The sequence below is a fragment of the Ligilactobacillus faecis genome, assembly GCF_029889745.1.
Lineage (GTDB): Bacteria > Bacillota > Bacilli > Lactobacillales > Lactobacillaceae > Ligilactobacillus > Ligilactobacillus faecis.
Genome location: NZ_CP123639.1, coordinates 1,486,008 through 1,506,700, shown reverse-complemented (window position 1 = coordinate 1,506,700; position 20,693 = coordinate 1,486,008). Strand labels below are relative to the sequence as shown.

Annotated in this window: 13 protein-coding genes and 1 pseudogene; 3 read left to right on the top strand and 11 right to left on the bottom strand. The window is 39.9% G+C overall.

Annotated features, from left to right (window positions below; translation table 11 throughout):
• Positions 1-48: 48 nt before the first annotated feature.
• The 3 genes from QFX10_RS06845 to QFX10_RS06835 all read right to left on the bottom strand — a co-directional run bounded on the left by QFX10_RS06845 (position 49) and on the right by QFX10_RS06835 (position 3,644).
• Positions 49-897, bottom strand: a complete 849-nt coding sequence (locus QFX10_RS06845; RefSeq protein WP_280605512.1) for an Rgg/GadR/MutR family transcriptional regulator — start codon at positions 895-897, stop codon at positions 49-51.
• 126 nt (positions 898-1,023) lie between these two features.
• Positions 1,024-1,989 (bottom strand): AEC family transporter, encoded by a 966-nt coding sequence (locus QFX10_RS06840; protein WP_280605511.1) that lies wholly within the window; start codon positions 1,987-1,989, stop codon positions 1,024-1,026.
• Between the two features lie 35 nt (positions 1,990-2,024).
• Positions 2,025-3,644: a malolactic enzyme gene (locus tag QFX10_RS06835; RefSeq protein WP_280605510.1), complete on the bottom strand. Its 1,620-nt coding sequence runs from the start codon at positions 3,642-3,644 to the stop codon at positions 2,025-2,027.
• Between the two features lie 132 nt (positions 3,645-3,776).
• On the opposite strand from QFX10_RS06835, the gene QFX10_RS06830 reads away from it, so the two are divergent.
• A complete protein-coding gene (locus QFX10_RS06830) occupies positions 3,777-4,667 on the top strand; it encodes a LysR family transcriptional regulator (RefSeq protein ID WP_280605509.1) in 891 nt (296 codons plus the stop codon).
• 57 nt (positions 4,668-4,724) lie between these two features.
• Here QFX10_RS06830 and QFX10_RS06825 read toward each other — a convergent pair whose 3' ends face one another.
• The 6 genes and pseudogenes from QFX10_RS06825 to QFX10_RS06800 all read right to left on the bottom strand — a co-directional run bounded on the left by QFX10_RS06825 (position 4,725) and on the right by QFX10_RS06800 (position 8,988).
• Positions 4,725-6,719: an ABC transporter ATP-binding protein/permease gene (locus QFX10_RS06825; RefSeq protein ID WP_437178585.1), complete on the bottom strand. Its 1,995-nt coding sequence runs from the start codon at positions 6,717-6,719 to the stop codon at positions 4,725-4,727.
• Positions 6,720-6,845: 126 nt separating this feature from the next.
• Positions 6,846-7,091: a GlsB/YeaQ/YmgE family stress response membrane protein gene (locus QFX10_RS06820; protein ID WP_280605507.1), complete on the bottom strand. Its 246-nt coding sequence runs from the start codon at positions 7,089-7,091 to the stop codon at positions 6,846-6,848.
• 14 nt (positions 7,092-7,105) lie between these two features.
• Positions 7,106-7,294: a CsbD family protein gene (locus tag QFX10_RS06815; RefSeq protein WP_280605506.1), complete on the bottom strand. Its 189-nt coding sequence runs from the start codon at positions 7,292-7,294 to the stop codon at positions 7,106-7,108.
• Positions 7,295-7,560: 266 nt separating this feature from the next.
• Positions 7,561-8,223, bottom strand: a complete 663-nt coding sequence (locus QFX10_RS06810; protein WP_280605505.1) for a DUF2238 domain-containing protein — start codon at positions 8,221-8,223, stop codon at positions 7,561-7,563.
• Between the two features lie 100 nt (positions 8,224-8,323).
• Positions 8,324-8,435: pseudogene (locus QFX10_RS06805) on the bottom strand (IS200/IS605 family transposase); the annotation flags it as partial.
• A gap of 130 nt (positions 8,436-8,565) precedes the next feature.
• Complete coding sequence (locus QFX10_RS06800) at positions 8,566-8,988, bottom strand: hypothetical protein (RefSeq protein ID WP_280605504.1); 423 nt, start codon at positions 8,986-8,988, stop codon at positions 8,566-8,568.
• 356 nt (positions 8,989-9,344) lie between these two features.
• Here QFX10_RS06800 and QFX10_RS06795 point away from each other — a divergent pair, with 356 nt between their 5' ends.
• On the top strand, positions 9,345-9,776 hold the full coding sequence (locus QFX10_RS06795) for a helix-turn-helix domain-containing protein (protein WP_280605503.1): 432 nt from the start codon (positions 9,345-9,347) through the stop codon (positions 9,774-9,776).
• 195 nt (positions 9,777-9,971) lie between these two features.
• Entirely contained in the window at positions 9,972-10,466 is a 495-nt protein-coding gene (locus QFX10_RS06790; RefSeq protein WP_280605502.1) for an ImmA/IrrE family metallo-endopeptidase, read from the top strand.
• 26 nt (positions 10,467-10,492) lie between these two features.
• Here the strand turns inward: QFX10_RS06790 and QFX10_RS06785 are convergent, their stop codons facing one another.
• Together QFX10_RS06785 and QFX10_RS06780 are read right to left on the bottom strand one after the other, a co-directional pair.
• A complete protein-coding gene (locus QFX10_RS06785) occupies positions 10,493-10,741 on the bottom strand; it encodes a type B 50S ribosomal protein L31 (RefSeq protein WP_280605501.1) in 249 nt (82 codons plus the stop codon).
• A 147-nt stretch (positions 10,742-10,888) separates the two neighbouring features.
• Positions 10,889-20,620, bottom strand: a complete 9,732-nt coding sequence (locus QFX10_RS06780; RefSeq protein ID WP_280605500.1) for a KxYKxGKxW signal peptide domain-containing protein — start codon at positions 20,618-20,620, stop codon at positions 10,889-10,891.
• Between the last annotated feature and the right edge of the window lie 73 nt (positions 20,621-20,693).

The following is a 20,693-nucleotide window of genomic DNA, read 5'->3' as shown; positions in this document are numbered from 1 at the left end:
ACGTAGTTATTCAATTAAAAAAAATTTCCCTTATTTGCAAATTCCACTTTAAAGAATCTGTTCTAAGTCTTGTTCATATGTATCGGCTAAGTGATCGCTCGCAACTAAACGCAACATTGCGATACATTTACGTAACTCAAGTAAAGCTTTATAGCTTTTTGTTGCTCGATAACAAGCCAAATTTTTGCAATAGTGAAAAAACAAACGTTCATAAATCTCGGTCTCCGTAAATTCTAAGTTTTTAAGTTGTTTTTCAAAATATACGGCATCACTTAATTTATTTTGTTTTATGCAAGTCAAATACCCTTTTAGAAGCATTTTTGACAATAATTTTCGATTTTCGGGTAATTCTTTATATAAATCTGAACGCCGAACCATTTCACGAGTTAAAACCATTAGAGATTGATGATTTAAAACTTCAATAGTATTTACAAAAAATAATAACTCATAACGCCCCCACTCTTCGACACTAAATAAATACTCAGTTAGATAGTCTATATCTTTTTTTTCATAGCATGTTTCCCCAGTCATCTCTTGCATTTTGATCTTAAGTAAAATAACCTTTAATTGACCAAATTTCGTATGTTCATCTTCTTCTAAAGTTGCAATTAGAAGTCGTTTTAATCCAGCAATATTTTTAGATAGACTAAACCGTTCAACTTGAACTAATAATTCACTTAATTCATCTTGTTGAAAGTCGTGCATAGTATAGGTAAATTCATCTAATGGAATCTTTAGTATATCCAAAGCCAACATAAATTTTGTAACTGTCAAATCTGTTTTTCCATGTTCAAAACGTGATAATTGTGACGTTGACAGTCCAGTAGTTGTGAGGTCTTTTAGCTTTAAGCCTCGAGCTCTACGAAATTTTTGAAAAACTTCACCACTTAACCGCATTTTTTACCTCCTTTGCATATATGGGAATTTTTTCAAACGATAGCACAGCTCATGCCAAAATAAAAGTCCCAGTTTTTTAGCTAAAAAAAGTAGTAACACCATTTGGCATTACTACTTTGCAATAAATTAGATGAATTGTAAGATCGCCATCAAGATCGGTACTACGACGACGAATAAGACGGTACTCATTACGACTACATCAGTTGCGTACTTAACGTCACCATGTGCTTCTTTAGCTAAGATCGGCAACACAGCTAACATTGGTGTTGCTGACTGTACGACTAACGTTTGGCGCATCAAAGTTGGTAGATCGATCCCAAAGCTTGCCCCCGCTTTTAACAATAAGATCAAAACTAAAGGTGACAAGATGAAACGCCCAACAAGTGCTAAGATCGAGTCCCGTTCAAATTTGAAGTTACCTAGACCTGCATCACACAAAACGATCCCGATATAGATCAAGGAAAGTGGTGTTACTAAAGCGCCGACATATGAAAGTGTTTGACCCATAAATGTTGGCACAGGTAGATCTAATAGTAACCAGATGAGCGCAACGATAAAGCCGACAAGTGGCATCGGTAAGAGTTTTTTCCAGTTGATCTTGTGTTCTTTTTTCTCGTTAGTGACTGTTGGGTCATCATTTGAGATCAAGTAGACCCCAAACGCCCAAGTCGAAACGGTATTGATGATATAGTAGATCAAGAAATAACTCATCGCTTTTTCGCCAAATAAAGCATTATTTAAAGGCATTCCGATAAAGATCGTGTTGGCGTTAACGACTGCGTTGATAAAGATCCCGCGGCGTCCTTTTTTGATCTTTAAAACTTTAACTGTCAAATATGCGATCAAATAACCGATCACAACAGCAAGCGCTGGAAAAATGATCCCTTTTCCTAAACTGAGTAGACTCGAACGCGTCAAGTTATTCATGACCCCCATAAAGATCGATGCAGGTAAGGCGATCTTCGTGATCAAAGAGGCGATATTACCGCCAAACGAATCAGCAAACCAGCCTGTTTTGCGTAAGATGTAACCTAGCGCCATGATCAAAACGATCACTAATACACTCTGAACTGAAGTCAAAAAGACTGTCATCTCTAAATTCTCACTTCTCTTTCTAAACTACGCTCTTAGTAGCGTGGTTCCCATTTTAGATCGGCAACTGCTTTAGCTGCATCATCAACTTTTGCCAAACCTTGGTCGATCGCAGATTGAGCTACGACTTTGGCAACTGTTTCAGAAAATTCTTGTAATTTTGCCACTGGTGGTAAAACAGCTGCCCCTGGAAGATCTGGGTCAACGATCCCACCTAAAGCATGTGCAGCTGCTGCTAACATTTGTTCATTCAAAACAGTTGCTTTAGCAGCGATCGCACCAAAGCCGACCCCTGGATAAACTAAAGCGTTGTTAGCTTGACCGATGTTATATGTCACTCCGTTATATTCGATATCGCCTGCTGGGATACCTGTTGCAACTAATGCACGACCATCTGTCCATTCCAAAAGATCTTTAGCTGTGGCTTCAGCTAAACGAGTTGGGTTTGAAAGTGGGAAAATGACTGGACGTTTCGTATGAGCTGCCATTTCCTTAACGATACTTTCTGTAAATGTCCCAGGTTGCGTCGAAGTTCCGATCATAACTGTTGGGTGCACCGCTTTGACAACAGCTTCTAAGTTTGTCAATTCATCTGCATTAGCAAATTCTGAACGTTTCCGCACGAAAGCTTTTTGCCCCGGAGTGAGGTCAGGCGTATCTTCAAATAAAAGCCCTTGTTTGTCAACAAGATAAAAATGCTTGCGCGCTTCTTTCTCACTTAAACCTTCACGAACTAATTCATCAAATAGCATATTGGCGATCCCAATACCAGCTGTTCCAGCCCCAAATGTCAAGAAGATCTGATCGGTGATCTTTTCTTTTGAAATGTTCATCGCACCTAAAACACCAGCTAACGAGATGATCCCGGTTCCTTGAATATCATCGTTGAACGTTAAGATCTTATCTTGATATTTTTCTAAGATCACCGCTGCGTTAGATCGACCAAAATCTTCAAAGTGAAGTAAACTTTCTGGGAAGAGCTTTTCGGCTGCCGCTACAAATTTATCGACCATAGCATGGTATTTTTCACCATAAACACGTTTATGCTTATTTCCAAGATAAAGTGGGTCGTTCAATAATTTTTCATTGTTTGTTCCGGCGTCAAGTGAAACAGGTAAGACTTGTTTTGGATCGATCCCAGCAGCTGCGGTGTAGACCATCAATTTACCAACGGCAATATCTACACCGTTTACGCCCCAATCCCCCATACCTAAGATACCTTCAGCATCAGTTACGACAAGTAAACGGATATCACGATCACCCGCGACATTCTTCAAAGTTTCTTCGATGTCATCTTGTTCATCGACTGAAATAAATGCTGCTTCTTGGGGACGGGTAAAGATCTCACTGTATTGCTCGATCGATTCAGCGATCACTGGATCATAAACGATCGGCATAAATTCAACGATATGTTCACCCATCAAGTAGTAGAATAAAGTCCGGTTCGTATTGAAAATATTCATCAAGAATTGACGTTGTTCTAGTTGTGAAGTCTTGCTCTTGAATTGAGCATATGCTTGAGTTGCTTGTTCTTCTAAAGTTTGGACTTTAGCTGGCAAGGTCCCAACTAGACCAAGTTCTTTTCTTTCTTCTTTTGTAAATGCTGTTCCTTTATTGATAAAAGGATCATTTAAAATACTCATTGCTTTATCCATTTTTATTTCCTCCACATAACTTAAGATCGTGAACCATTTTAAATCTTGCTATTTTTTATAGTCAACTTTATGTTAAACTATTAATATTATTAATATGAGCTTTTAAAATCCCATCAAATCAAGGATCTTATCATGAATATCAAAGATTTAGAATATTTTCACCAATTAGTACTCGAAAAAAATTTTTCAAAAGTTGCAACTTACTTTAACGTCAGCCAACCAACGATCACTTTAGCGATCAAACGCTTAGAAGAAGAATTTCAAACACCACTTTTTGAAAGAGATCGTTCGCATAAAAAGCTACATGTCACTTTAGCCGGCCAACAACTTGATCAGCATGTGTCACTGATCCTAAACGAATTAACACTAGCTAAAAAAGAAGTTCTCCGCACAAAAGAGGAAAAACTACTGTTTGGTCTCCCGCCGATCATCGGTAACTATTTTTTTCCAACGATCGTCACTCACTTGATCTCAAGTGGTCTGATCGCCCAATTTCATACAACTGAAGCTGGTTCAGATGCTCTTTTGAAATTACTATTAGATGGTTCGATCGATTTTTGCCTTTTAGGCTCACTCGAACCACTAACACAACGTGCTTTGAATGCTGAAACATTTGCTTCGACAGAATTCAAGATCATCGTTAGCAAAAAACATCCCCTCGCTCAAAAAAAAGCAGTCCATTTTGCTGAACTCAAAAATGAACAATTTATCGTTCATAATGAGGGGTTTATCCACGACAAAGCTTTGCGTCTTTTAGCACGCCATAATCACTTCACGCCTGATATCATCTACCAAACAAACTATGTCCATGTTTTGAAATCGATGGTCCAAAGTAATACAGGGATCGCTTGTCTTTCAGAGATCGCCCTTTCGCCTAACGATGACCTTGCTGTCCTAGATCTCTTAGATGAAGACCGCCCTAAATTTTTACTTTCGATCGTGATGCGTTCCAACCAAGTTTTGACTCCAACAAAAGAAAAACTCTTACAGATCTTGCGTGAATCAGTTTATCAAAATAAGTAAAAATGACCGGCTAAGTTAGCGCTTTGTTCAACTAACTTAGCCGGTCATTTTAGTCTTTTATTCTTTACGTAAAGCTTCTACTGGATCAAGTTTTGAAGCCCGATCAGCCGGTAAGAAACCTGCGATCATACTGATCACGATACTCAAACCGATCCCGATCAAGGCATAACTAAGTGTTAATGAGACGACCGGTACTTCAAATGTCGCGATCGTAAAGCGATTTACTAAAAGCTGAAGCCCAAATGTCACTGCAACTCCTAAAAGTCCCGAACTCAGACCGATCAAGAAAGCTTCTGAAACAAAGATCCGGCGAATATCACGGCGGCGGGCACCTAAAGCTTTCAAGACCCCGATCTCTTTTGTCCGTTCAACGACCGAGATATTCAAAACAACTAAGATCATGATCGCCGAAACAACAAGTGAGACAGCCGCGATCGCAGCTAAAACATAACTGACAACATCTAACATTTGGGTAAACATCGCTGTCATCGTTTCTTGCATCGAACCACTAAAACCAAGTTCTTTAACTTTATCTTTGATTTTTTCGGTATTATCTTTATTTTTCGTGTAGAGGTAAACTACATTAGGTTTTAATTGTAGACCATTAGCGGTAAAAAGTCGGTTCAATTCACTGTAAGACATGATCGCAGTACTAAAATTAGAGCCTTGTTGTTCATACGTACCACTAACAGTAAATGTCTCTTCAACTTTCTTATCACCTAAAGTCAAAGTTACATTGACTTTTTTACCAACAAGATCTTCGCCTAATAGATCGGCAGTCCCTTTATCAAGCAAGATCTCACCTTTCTTAGGTGCTTTCCCATCAACGATACTTGACTTCGTAATGTTTGACGACATCGTTTGTAAAGTCATGATCGTTGCATTTTGCTTTTTATACGTCACACTATTTGTCCCAAGCGATAAAGTCGAATAACCTTTTTCAACTTTATCAACACCTTTGATCGCACTTAATTTTTTTAGATCTTTAGCTGTAAAATCATTATCAGTGCCTTTGCCAGTCAAAGCTGCCATATTGTTTTGCTGGATCTTACTGAGCTCAGCTGGATCGCCACTGGAAAGATCTTTTTGTTGTTTTTGATCGGGAACCATGCTTTGCCGATGAACTTCAGTCACATTGGGATTAGCATAACTATTCATCGTATCTTTGATATACGTTGTTACTCCCCGTCCTAGTGCCAACATCAAAACAACAGCCATGATCCCGATACTCGTTCCAAAAGCTACTAAAGCATTACGCCCTAATTTAGCCTTCATATTAAGAAAAGCTAACCTGACTGCATTGAGAAGACTCATATTTTTTGGTTTTGCCGTCTCTTTTTTTACTTCTTTTTCGACATTCAAAGTTCCAAGTTGTTCATCTGAGATCAATCGCCCATCATCGATCCGCAAGATCCGCGTACAATGGGCAGCAACTCGATCGGAATGCGTGACCATCAAGACTAACTTACCACTTTGTGCGATATCTTTGATCAGGTCAAGTACGGTATCAGTTGTTTGCGCATCAAGTGCCCCTGTTGGTTCATCAGCAATGATCACATCTGGATCATTGATCAAAGCACGCGCGATCGCGACACGTTGTTTTTGTCCGCCTGAGATCTGATCTGGTTTTTTATAGACATGATCTTTTAACCCGACTTTTGTTAATAATTCTTTAGCTTTTTGATCACGTGTTGCTTTATCAACATTTGAGAGCGTCATTGCTAAAGCAACGTTATCGATCAAATTTAAATGTGGGATCAGATTAAAATTTTGAAAAATAAAGCCGATACTTTTTTTATGATAATCAGCTAATTGTTTTGGGGAATAATCACGGATATTTTCGCCTCGATATAAGATCTCACCCGAGAAATCTGAGTCTAGGCCCCCGATCAAATTCATCAAAGTCGATTTTCCACTCCCGGATTCTCCAACGATCGAAACTAATTCGCCTGCCTCAAAGGAGGCACTGATCGATCTTAAAGCTTCAAAACGCTCTCCATCAGCTAATTGATAAAATTTAACAACATTTTTTAATTGTAAGATCTCTGCCATTGGCATGCCTTCCTTTCTAGTCTTCTCTTTTTATTTTAATGGCTTTTTAGCTTTAAAAGCTCCCACTTTAAATTGGTTTTGCGTTAATTTAAAAAAGTGTTCGGACAAACCGAACACTTAAACTTTTTATCTTTGAGAACTGATCCACGAAACAACTGCCACTAATATGATCGCCCCTACAAGCGAAGGAACCAGTGCCATTCCTGCTACTTGTGGTCCCCAAGAACCTAACAGCGCCTCACCGATCGCAGATCCGATCAGCCCAGCCAAAATATTATACAGACATCCCATGCGGTCGCCTTGCTTTGTTACAGCACCAGCTAACGCACCGATCACTGCTCCTACAAGCAAAACCCAGAGCCAATGTAACATCGTTGCTCACATCCTTAATCTTTTCTGTCAAATTTTTCTTCGAGATCTTCTTTAAGTTCATCTACTTTTTGACGTGCTTTGCCTAAAAAATTCTCTGCCTTACCTTGACTCTCTCTGACTTTATCGTCTGTGAGCTTACCTTCGACTTCTTTTGCCTTACCTGTCACTTGTTCAGTCATACCTTTAACTTTATCCTTACTCATTTTGCCACCTCTGGACTTTCCTTGGACTCTCCATCTACTATTTGATCATAAACTTTCTTCCACAATGCTCACTTCTTTTCTTCTCTACTTTCACCCTAACAGCTTTAGCGTTCAATTGCACTTAGAGCGTCTTGTAACACCAGTTTTTAATAAAATATAAAAAAATATTATTTTTTATTTAAATAATTTAAGTAAGAGCGTGTGCTATCATGTAATTCTTCTATTTTAGTATTAAAAAAAGCCATGCACCCATGACTTTGTATACATTATAATTTATGAAAAAAGAAGGTAGTTAGCCAACTATCATTTTTTTTGACTTGACGATAGATAAAGCAGGCAAAAAGTACCGCCCCGATAAAATCAGCGATCAGATCTCCCATCGTATCCATCAAGGCTGCTCGACCTAAAAGTAAATGCCCATTTTGCATATATCTTTGTAGATTCATTCCAAAACTATCACATGTAAATTCATAAAATTCCCATAAAACTCCACAAAAAACAGCAAAAGCTACACTATATAAACTAAGAAAGAGTGGCGAAAGACGTCTGATCACAGTTTTATCTAGCAAAGCCCCTGCGACCGATAAGGAAAAACCGCCTAAAAGCGCCCCACTTAATAGGTGGAGTCCTTTGTCCCAATATAAAACTACACTGTAAAAATGATAGATCGTACCTAAATAGACTGAACCATAGATGAATAAAGCAAAAAAGATATACAAAACTGGTGGCAGATAAAGTTTAAAACTTTTAGCGATCAATTTTGGCAGGAGCACGATCATGATCCCTAAAACGATCTCTAGCGCCAAAAAGGCTTCATTTTTAGCTTCAAAGATCATATCTTTTAACGTCAAAAGCAACGATAATCCCATCGAAAGACTGACAAACCACAAAAATATCTCTAAAAAACGCTCACTTGAAAATTTTTTCATTACTGTTTTCCTTTCAAAAATATACTATTCTATATTATTAGTCTAAATTTAGAAGGAGCGCAAGTTTGAACTACCCCAACTTAACCTATGGAACTCAGGTTCGTTCAAAAGTAGCTCTTAAATAGCCTAAAATTTCATCAGACATTACTTTTCTTCGATATTTAACTACAGTTAATAGAGTATACTGAATGTTGATTTTTATCTAATTCCATATTTATACTCCTTGATTATATTATCTGAATTAAAATCATCAAGAAAAAGAAGCTTTTTTAGTGCTTCAGAATGGGACGATTCATTCACCACTTATAGAAGTGGCGGTCTTCTCGCCATTTTAGGATAAAATCACACTAGACCGTAATTTGTTATCTCAAACGGAAAACTCATCACTGCTATATCTGCAAGCTCTAACTGCAATAGCGGTGTCTTTAGGCGAGCGGCTTCATCCAAAAAAAGCACTAAAACACAGCTACGTGGATCAGTTACCTCAACAGGAACGATCGCAATTTTGATCTCTAAGCGTTTGGCTGATACTTTGACCACTGACTCTAACTCTTGGCGCGATAACATCTTACTTTTAAAAAAGAGCCCTGGACACATGCTCAACATCCTTTCTACTGTGAACATATGAGAAAGAGACGCTACAAAAGGTAACGCCTCTTTCAAGTTGAAAAACTGATCCGTGCTAACATTGCCGCGATTGCTCCCAACTACGATAGCTATCATTTGGATCAAAATGACACTACGATCTTTAATAGTTGGTTGCACCTAGCGCTGACTCTTCATCGGGGGAAAAGGTCAGCACCACTGAAAATGACAGGATATAAAAATTATGCTATGATTGGTGTCAGAATTATTGATCAAAGCTCGCTCCAAGAGAAGTTGCCGCTTTTCTTGAAGTTTTTGTTTCAATACTGTCAAAAACTTCGTTGATTAAAGAGTCCTCAACTAATAGTCTTAAACTTTTTAACTAACTTTACAAACAAAACAGATACACAAAGATAATGTCCCCGTTCCGTTTGCACTTTGAATATATCACTCTAAAACAGGGATGTCAATATAACGTATCTAATTTGTGTACAAAAAATTTATTTAGCTAAATTAGCTAACATTGGAGGCGCAACATGGATATGAACAGCATCTCAACTAAGATCATTGAACTCCGTGAAAGCCACGGCTTATCACAAGCTCAGCTCGCACGTAAAATGGGATTAAATAAAAATGTCATGGGGCGCATTGAACATGGAAATAGAACTTTACGAGCTGATGAGATCGTCAAACTAGCTAAGATCTTCGATGTTTCAACTGATTTTATTTTAGATCATCAAGTTCCACCTACTGCGGAGGGCGAATTACTTTATCAGCAGAAACAAGAACGTGATCAATTAGACATTGCAAAAAAAGTCCAAGAATTGATCGATCTGACTGAAAATGAACCTGATCTTAATTTTTATGGTGCTCCGATGAGTCAAGAACATCGAAAACTGCTAGCCAACGCCTTAGAGATCGGGCTTCAATTAAGCTATAAGAAAGCTCACCAAGAACATGAAAATTGATCATCATTGATAGCTATCAGAAGAAGATATTTCTTTTGATAGCTTTTTTTATTGGTCAAATTCATTAGCTATGCTATAGTTTAATCGAATATAAGTTCTGGAAAAGTATATTAAAAGTGAAAAGATGCCGTATACTTCAACTTTGATTGAAAGGACAGCTAACTTTTATTTGTGCATCTTGGCTAAGGGATGAACATGGAACGATTACTCGAACTTTTAGTTGACCTTGAACAAAAAAGTGCTACTTTAGATATTTTTGAATTATGCCAAGCACTTGATATTGAGATCTTATATCTTGAGCTAGGCGATATTTTAGGTTTCAAAACAACTTTCTATGATGTTTCTTTGATCTATGTCGATCAAGATCTTTCATCAGCAAATCAACGTTTCATTACCGCCCATGAGCTTGGACATATCTTACTTCATCAAGGTATCAAACCACTACTTATTCATTATAAAAAACAACTCACCTATGTCTCGAAGATGGAGAAAGAAGCCGATCGTTTTGCAGTTTTATTAACACTTTGCCATTATTATTTGACGACCGAACAGCCTTTGAACGAACCTAACTCTCTAAAGAAACAACTTGCGATCCCAAAACACTTAGACTATTTATGGGCTGATCTTATGGAAACATTACGTTATGAACCCACATTTCTTAAAATTTTGCACAAAAAAAGTGAACTGTGATCGTCCACAGTTCACTTTGTATTGTTTTAGTTGTTTGTAAAACCGTACTTCTTGTTGAAACGATCCACACGACCATCGGCTTGTGTGAATTTTTGTTTTCCTGTGTAGAATGGATGTGAGTCACATGAAATTTCCACACGGATCAATGGGTATGTTTTACCTTCAAATTCAACAGTTTCTTCAGAAGTTTTTGTTGAACCAGACAAGAACTTGTATCCTGTAGCTGAGTCCATGAAAACAACTTCGTGGTATTCTGGATGAATTCCTTGTTTCATTACTAATTTCGCTCCTTTGCCCTGATCCATTTGCTGAGTCAGAGTTATTTCGTGTTATACAACAGCCTTCATGATATCATGATTTTTTCTCTAATGCAATTATCTTTTAGTGATATCTGGATATTTTTTTGATCACCGAAGAATACATTACTTACTCTTATTCTTTCGTTTTCCTACGCTTCCTCCGAGAAAACCGCCAAGAGCCACAAGCAATGTCCCTAGAAGACCTGCTTTCATATCTTCCACTTCATCTCCCGTTTGCGGTAAGTCACTTTGTCCAGCACTTGATTTAGAGAATTCGCTACTTAGTGAATTTTGTACATCAGTCTCAACCACTTTTTGAGAATGACTATTCATAGTATCATCTGTGGTCTTCGAAACAGTATTCACAGTTCCATTGGTCTCATTAGCTAGATTTTTAAGTTCTTCATCTTTCACATACGTATATGTCAATTCGTTCGTTTCTTCCAGCGTTACTTCACTTCCTGCTTGGACTTTTGTCCCATTGAAAGTGATGCTATCTACATGATGTCCTGATACTACTGGGGCTTCTGGTACTGTTACCTTATCACCGACTTGTCCTTTTAGCTCGACTTTTTCTTGTGGGCTCACTGCTTTGCCATCTGCTTGATAGTTCACTGTCGTTTTAGCTTCTGGTACCACTGGTTCTTCGTCTTTCACATACGTATATGTCAATTCGTTCGTTTCTCCCAGTGTTACTTCACTTCCTGCTTGGACTTTCGTCCCATTGAAAGTGATACTATCTACATGATGTCCTGATACTGCTGGGGCCGTCGGCACTGTTACTTTATCGCCAACTTGTCCTTTTAGCTCGACTTTTTCTTGTGGGCTCACTGCTTTGCCATCTGCTTGATAGTTTACTGTCGTTTTAGCTTCTGGTACCACTGGTTCTTCGTCTTTCACATACGTATATGTCAATTCATTCGTTTCTTCCAGTGTTACTTCACTTCCTGCTTGGACTTTTGTCCCATTGAAAGTGATGCTATCTACATGATGTCCTGATACTACTGGGGCCGTCGGCACTGTTACTTTATCGCCAACTTGTCCTTTTAGCTCGACTTTTTCTTGTGGGCTCACTGCTTTACCATCTGCTTGATAGTTCACTGTCGTTTTGGCTTCTGGTACCACTGGTTCTTCGTCTTTCACATACGTATATGTCAATTCGTTCGTTTCTTCCAGTGTTACTTCACTTCCTGCTTGGACTTTTGTCCCATTGAAAGTGATGCTATCTACATGATGACCTTGAACTGTTGGGGCTTCTGGTACTGTTACCTTATCGCCAACTTGTCCTTTTAGCTCGACTTTTTCTTGTGGGCTCACTGCTTTGCCATCTGCTTGATAGTTCACTGTCGTTTTGGCTTCTGGTACCACTGGTTCTTCGTCTTTCACATACGTATATGTCAATTCATTCGTTTCTTCCAGTGTTACTTCACTTCCTGCTTGGACTTTTGTCCCATTGAAAGTGATGCTATCTACATGATGTCCTGATACTACTGGGGCCGTCGGCACTGTTACTTTATCGCCAACTTGTCCTTTTAGCTCGACTTTTTCTTGTGGGCTCACTGCTTTACCATCTGCTTGATAGTTCACTGTCGTTTTGGCTTCTGGTACCACTGGTTCTTCGTCTTTCACATACGTATATGTCAATTCGTTCGTTTCTTCCAGTGTTACTTCACTTCCTGCTTGGACTTTTGTCCCATTGAAAGTGATGCTATCTACATGATGACCTTGAACTGTTGGGGCTTCTGGTACTGTTACCTTATCGCCAACTTGTCCTTTTAGCTCGACTTTTTCTTGTGGGCTCACTGCTTTGCCATCTGCTTGATAGTTCACTGTCGTTTTGGCTTCTGGTACCACTGGTTCTTCGTCTTTCACATACGTATATGTCAATTCATTCGTTTCTTCCAGTGTTACTTCACTTCCTGCTTGGACTTTTGTCCCATTGAAAGTGATGCTATCTACATGATGTCCTGATACTACTGGGGCCGTCGGCACTGTTACTTTATCGCCAACTTGTCCTTTTAGCTCGACTTTTTCTTGTGGGCTCACTGCTTTACCATCTGCTTGATAGTTCACTGTCGTTTTGGCTTCTGGTACCACTGGTTCTTCGTCTTTCACATACGTATATGTCAATTCGTTCGTTTCTTCCAGTGTTACTTCACTTCCTGCTTGGACTTTTGTCCCATTGAAAGTGATGCTATCTACATGATGTCCTTGAACTGTTGGGGCTTCTGGTACTGTTACCTTATCGCCAACTTGTCCTTTTAGCTCGACTTTTTCTTGTGGGCTCACTGCTTTGCCATCTGCTTGATAGTTCACTGTCGTTTTGGCTTCTGGTACCACTGGTTCTTCGTCTTTCACATACGTATATGTCAATTCATTCGTTTCTTCCAGTGTTACTTCACTTCCTGCTTGGACTTTTGTCCCATTGAAAGTGATGCTATCTACATGATGTCCTGATACTACTGGGGCCGTCGGCACTGTTACTTTATCGCCAACTTGTCCTTTTAGCTCGACTTTTTCTTGTGGGCTCACTGCTTTACCATCTGCTTGATAGTTCACTGTCGTTTTGGCTTCTGGTACCACTGGTTCTTCGTCTTTCACATACGTATATGTCAATTCGTTCGTTTCTTCCAGTGTTACTTCACTTCCTGCTTGGACTTTTGTCCCATTGAAAGTGATGCTATCTACATGATGTCCTGATACTACTGGGGCCGTCGGCACTGTTACTTTATCGCCAACTTGTCCTTTTAGCTCGACTTTTTCTTGTGGGCTCACTGCTTTGCCATCTGCTTGATAGTTCACTGTCGTTTTGGCTTCTGGTACCACTGGTTCTTCGTCTTTCACATACGTATATGTCAATTCATTCGTTTCTTCCAGTGTTACTTCACTTCCTGCTTGGACTTTTGTCCCATTGAAAGTGATGCTATCTACATGATGACCTGATACTACTGGGGCCGTCGGCACTGTTACTTTATCGCCAACTTGTCCTTTTAGCTCGACTTTTTCTTGTGGGCTCACTGCTTTGCCATCTGCTTGATAGTTCACTGTCGTTTTAGCTTCTGGTACCACTGGTTCTTCATCTTTCACATACGTATATGTCAATTCATTTGTTTCTTTCAGTGTTACTTCACTACCTGCTTGGACTTTTGTCCCATTGAAAGTAATGCTATCTACATGATGTCCTGATACTACTGGGGCCGTCGGCACTGTTACTTTATCGCCAACTTGTCCTTTTAGCTCGACTTTTTCTTGTGGGCTCACTGCTTTGCCATCTGCTTGATAGTTCACTGTCGTTTTAGCTTCTGGTACCACTGGTTCTTCATCTTTCACATACGTATATGTCAATTCATTTGTTTCTTTCAGTGTTACTTCACTTCCTGCTTGGACTTTTGTCCCATTGAAAGTGATGCTATCTACATGATGTCCTGATACTACTGGGGCCGTCGGCACTGTTACTTTATCGCCAACTTGTCCTCTTAGCTCGACTTTTTCTTGTGGGCTCACTGCTTTGCCATCTGCTTGATAGTTCACTGTCGTTTTAGCTTCTGGTACCACTGGTTCTTCGTCTTTCACATACGTATATGTCAATTCATTTGTTTCTTTCAGTGTTACTTCACTTCCTGCTTGGACTTTTGTCCCATTGAAAGTGATGCTATCTACATGATGTCCTGATACTACTGGGGCCGTCGGCACTGTTACTTTATCGCCAACTTGTCCTTTTAGCTCGACTTTTTCTTGTGGGCTCACTGCTTTGCCATCTGCTTGATAGTTCACTGTCGTTTTAGCTTCTGGTACCACTGGTTCTTCATCTTTCACATACGTATATGTCAATTCATTTGTTTCTTTCAGTGTTACTTCACTACCTGCTTGGACTTTTGTCCCATTGAAAGTAATGCTATCTACATGATGTCCTGATACTACTGGGGCCGTCGGCACTGTTACTTTATCGCCAACTTGTCCTTTTAGCTCGACTTTTTCTTGTGGGCTCACTGCTTTGCCATCTGCTTGATAGTTCACTGTCGTTTTAGCTTCTGGTACCACTGGTTCTTCATCTTTCACATACGTATATGTCAATTCATTTGTTTCTTTCAGTGTTACTTCACTACCTGCTTGGACTTTTGTCCCATTGAAAGTGATGCTATCTACATGATGTCCTGATACTACTGGGGCCGTCGGCACTGTTACTTTATCGCCAACTTGTCCTTTTAGCTCGACTTTTTCTTGTGGGCTCACTGCTTTGCCATCTGCTTGATAGTTCACTGTCGTTTTAGCTTCTGGTACCACTGGTTCTTCATCTTTCACATACGTATATGTCAATTCATTTGTTTCTTTCAGTGTTACTTCACTACCTGCTTGGACTTTTGTCCCATTGAAAGTGATGCTATCTACATGATGACCTGATACTACTGGGGCCGTCGGCACTGTTACTTTATCGCCAACTTGTCCTTTTAGCTCGACTTTTTCTTGTGGGCTCACTGCTTTGCCATCTGCTTGATAGTTCACTGTCGTTTTAGCTTCTGGTACCACTGGTTCTTCGTCTTTCACATACGTATATGTCAATTCGTTCGTTTCTTCCAGTGTTACTTCACTTCCTGCTTGGACTTTTGTCCCATTGAAAGTGATGCTATCTACATGATGTCCTGATACTACTGGGGCTTCTGGTACTGTTACCTTATCACCGACTTGTCCTTTTAGCTCGACTTTTTCTTGTGGGCTCACTGCTTTGCCATCTGCTTGATAGTTCACTGTCGTTTTAGCTTCTGGTACCACTGGTTCTTCGTCTTTCACATACGTATATGTCAATTCGTTCGTTTCTTCCAGTGTTACTTCACTTCCTGCTTGGACTTTTGTCCCATTGAAAGTGATGCTATCTACATGATGTCCTGATACTACTGGGGCCGTCGGCACTGTTACTTTATCGCCAACTTGTCCTTTTAGCTCGACTTTTTCTTGTGGGCTCACTGCTTTGCCATCTGCTTGATAGTTCACTGTCGTTTTAGCTTCTGGTACCACTGGTTCTTCGTCTTTCACATACGTATATGTCAATTCGTTCGTTTCTTCCAGTGTTACTTCACTTCCTGCTTGGACTTTTGTCCCATTGAAAGTGATGCTATCTACATGATGTCCTTGAACTATTGGTGCTTCTGGTACTGTTACCTTATCACCGACTTGTCCTTTTAGCTCGACTTTTTCTTGTGGGCTCACTGCTTTGCCATCTGCTTGATAGTTTACTGTCGTTTTAGCTTCTGGTACCACTGGTTCTTCGTCTTTCACATACGTATATGTCAATTCATTCGTTTCTTCCAGTGTTACTTCACTTCCTGCTTGGACTTTTGTCCCATTGAAAGTGATGCTATCTACATGATGTCCTTGAACTGTTGGGGCTTCTGGTACTGTTACCTTATCACCGACTTGTCCTTTTAGCTCGACTTTTTCTTGTGGGCTCACTGCTTTGCCATCTGCTTGATAGTTCACTGTCGTTTTAGCTTCTGGTACCACTGGTTCTTCGTCTTTCACATACGTATATGTCAATTCGTTCGTTTCTTCCAGTGTTACTTCACTTCCTGCTTGGACTTTTGTCCCATTGAAAGTGATGCTATCTACATGATGTCCTTGAACTATTGGTGCTTCTGGTACTGTTACCTTATCACCGACTTGTCCTTTTAGCTCGACTTTTTCTTGTGGGCTCACTGCTTTGCCATCTGCTTGATAGTTTACTGTCGTTTTAGCTTCTGGTACCACTGGTTCTTCGTCTTTCACATACGTATATGTCAATTCATTCGTTTCTTCCAGTGTTACTTCACTTCCTGCTTGGACTTTTGTCCCATTGAAAGTGATGCTATCTACATGATGTCCTTGAACTGTTGGGGCTTCTGGTACTGTTACCTTATCACCGACTTGTCCTTTTAGCTCGACTTTTTCTTGTGGGCTCACTGCTTTGCCATCTGCTTGATAGTTCACTGTCGTTTTAGCTTCTGGTACCACTGGTTCTTCGTCTTTCACATACGTATATGTCAATTCGTTCGTTTCTTCCAGTGTTACTTCACTTCCTGCTTGGACTTTTGTCCCATTGAAAGTGATGCTATCTACATGATGACCTGATACTACTGGGGCCGTCGGCACTGTTACTTTGTCGTCCACATTCCCTTGTACTTGCACTTGCGTGCTTGGTGTAACTGCGTTCCCTTGTTCATCTACGTATTTCGTTGTTACCGTTGCTTTTTCAACTGCTTTTACGTATTCATACTTCAAGGTATTTTCTTTTACTAACGTTACTTCTGTTCCGACACTTGTTGAAGCATCATTGAACGTCACTGCTTTTAGCGTATATCCAGTTACTGTTGGCGCTGCTGGTACTCTCACCTTATCGCCTACGTTCCCTTGTACTTGCACTTGCGTGCTTGGTGTAACTGCGTTCCCTTGTTCATCTACGTATTTCGCTGTCACTGTTGCTTTTTCAACTGCTTTTACGTATTCATACTTCAAGGTATTTTCTTTTGCTAACGTTACTTCTGTTCCGACACTTGTTGAAGCATTGTTGAACGTCACTGCTTTTAGCGTATATCCAGTTACTGTTGGCGCTGCTGGTACTCTCACCTTATCGCCTACGTTCCCTTGTACTTGCACTTGTGTGCTTGGTGTAACTGCATTACCTTGTTCATCTACGTATTTCGCTGTCACTGTTGCTTTTTCAACTGCTTTTACGTATTCATACTTCAAGGTATTTTCTTTTGCTAACGTTACTTCTGTTCCGACACTTGTTGAAGCATCGTTGAACGTCACTGCTTTTAGCGTATATCCAGTTACTGTTGGCGCTGCTGGTACTCTCACCTTGTCGCCTACATTCCCTTGTACTTGCACTTGTGTGCTTGGTGTAACTGCGTTCCCTTGTTCATCTACGTATTTCGTTGTCACTGTTGCTTTTTCAACTGCTTTTACGTATTCATACTTCAAGGTATTTTCTTTTGCTAACGTTACTTCCGTTCCGACACTTGTTGAAGCATCGTTGAACGTCACTGCTTTTAGCGTATATCCAGTTACTGTTGGCGCTGCTGGTACTCTCACCTTATCGCCTACGTTCCCTTGTACTTGCACTTGTGTGCTTGGTGTAACTGCGTTCCCTTGTTCATCTACGTATTTCGCTGTCACTGTTGCTTTTTCAACTGCTTTTACGTATTCATACTTCAAGGTATTTTCTTTTGCTAACGTTACTTCTGTTCCGACACTTGTTGAAGCATTGTTGAACGTCACTGCTTTTAGCGTATATCCAGTTACTGTTGGCGCTGCTGGTACTCTCACCTTGTCGCCTACATTCCCTTGTACTTGCACTTGCGTGCTTGGTGTAACTGCGTTCCCTTGTTCATCTACGTATTTCGTTGTCACTGTTGCTTTTTCAACTGCTTTTACGTATTCATACTTCAAGGTATTTTCTTTTGCTAACGTTACTTCTGTTCCGACACTTGTTGAAGCATCATTGAACGTCACTGCTTTTAGCGTATATCCAGTTACTGTTGGCGCTGCTGGTACTCTCACCTTGTCGCCTACATTCCCTTGTACTTGCACTTGTGTGCTTGGTGTAACTGCGTTCCCTTGTTCATCTACGTATTTCGCTGTCACTGTTGCTTTTTCAACTGCTTTTACGTATTCATACTTCAAGGTATTTTCTTTTGCTAACGTTACTTCTGTTCCGACACTTGTTGAAGCATCATTGAACGTCACTGCTTTTAGCGTATATCCAGTTACTGTTGGCGCTGCTGGTACTCTCACCTTGTCGCCCACATTCCCTTGTACTTGCACTTGTGTGCTTGGTGTAACTGCGTTCCCTTGTTCATCTACGTATTTCGCTGTCACTGTTGCTTTTTCAACTGCTTTTACGTATTCATACTTCAAGGTATTTTCTTTTGCTAACGTTACTTCTGTTCCGACACTTGTTGAAGCATCATTGAACGTCACTGCTTTTAGCGTATATCCAGTTACTGTTGGCGCTGCTGGTACTCTCACCTTGTCGCCCACATTCCCTTGTACTTGCACTTGTGTGCTTGGTGTAACTGCGTTCTCTTGTTCATCTACGTATTTCGTTGTCACTGTTGCTTTTTCAACTGCTTTTACGTATTCATACTTCAAGGTATTTTCTTTTGCTAACGTTACTTCTGTTCCGACACTTGTTGAAGCATCATTGAACGTCACTGCTTTTAGCGTATATCCAGTTACTGTTGGCGCTGCTGGTACTCTCACCTTATCGCCTACGTTCCCTTGTACTTGCACTTGCGTGCTTGGTGTAACTGCTTTTCCTTGTTCATCTACGTATTTCGTTGTCACTGTTGCTTTTTCAACTCCAGCTTTTCCATAACGATTGACGACCAATGTTATCGTGTAATCATTATTGCTAGCGCTCTTTGGATTAGACATATTGATAACTGCAAACTTCGTCTTATTAGGATCATTATCATCATATTTGATTAAATTATGATCAGCATCTGCATGGTAATAATCGGTAGTCAAATAATCATATTGGCCTAACTTATTAGCTGGATTGTTCTGAATCGTTTCTACATTACTACTATCGTACCCCAATAAGTCATCAGTCCCATTTTTTCCTAACTGAATTTCAAGCTTAGCCTTAGCCGGTCCTTGAGCGGCGTTAGTAAATCCTCCTAGAGCATATTTTGCCCCACTATCGACTCGATACGCCTCACCACTTCCTGTAAGAATAGAATTAACAGTCCCTAATCTTCCACTAGTTTCTGTGATTATATGGCCATCCTGATCGACATTGATAATTACCGCTAAAGATTGGAAGAATCTCGCTAATGCTGTATCTGCCTTATACTTAAAGCTTTCTTTTATCGGAATAGTTTGCTCCTGATTTCCAATCTCCGAAAAAACTCTCATTATAGCTAGATTATTCATTACTTCTTTGTAATCTTTTTTACTATACGCATCTTGTAAACGTTTAACAAAAGGATAATAAAGAGCGTAATATGATAGCGTTCTAGTTTGTGACTTAATTGGTCGTGGAGCTGTCAAGCTTGCATCGTCAAAGAGTGTTGGATTCGGCAAAATAGGTGTCGTCGATACATCTGCATTTGTAAGCACGCCTGATTTGATATACTTTTGGATCTCTTGTTCAATTTTTGCATCAGGAGTATCGTTAACTACAGATTGCGTAGCGGCACGCATACTAGCAACTCGAAAGGCAACTTGATTTTGAGTAGTTTTTTCTACTGTCTCTGGCGCAACTTCAGATGGCTGCTGTGCTTGATCTGGAGCTGCTACAGATGTTTCTACTTGTTCTTGAGTATCCCCTGCAGACTCTTGTGTAGCATTTTGTGTTGAATAATCAGGGCTTTCAGCTTGTGCTCTCTTAATTGCTTCCGTAGAAATATTTTCAATTGCTTCCGTATTTTGGTCATTATTAATAGTTGCTTTTACAACAACTGGTTCAACAGTTATCTCTACTGGATCTTCTGCTTGTGAGGTACTACTTTGCTGTTCAACTATACCCTTATCTGCTTCAGCATCGTTAATATCCACTTGTTGAGCATTCGTAGGATCATCTGAAGTCACAGTTGGCTTATCTGTTTCTTTCACCTCAGTAGGTGCCAATTGCCTTATTTGATCGTTTTCTTGTATCGACAAAGAACTTTCATTGTTTGCCTCATTTGGATCATCATGGACATTTTCTGTTTTTTGAACGTCTTCTTGTGTATCCGCTTTAGCTAAAGATGGAAATAATATTCCAAAGCCAACTACGGTCAATCCCATAACGACCCAGTTCTTCCCCGCCTTATACATTTTATGATAAAGCTTTTCTGGTTGAGCCTTACGTAATTGATCATACTTATATCTTTTCACTAATATCTCACGTCCTTTGTATAACATGTTCCTAGACCACTAATAAATTCCTCTAACCCACCCGTCATCCTTT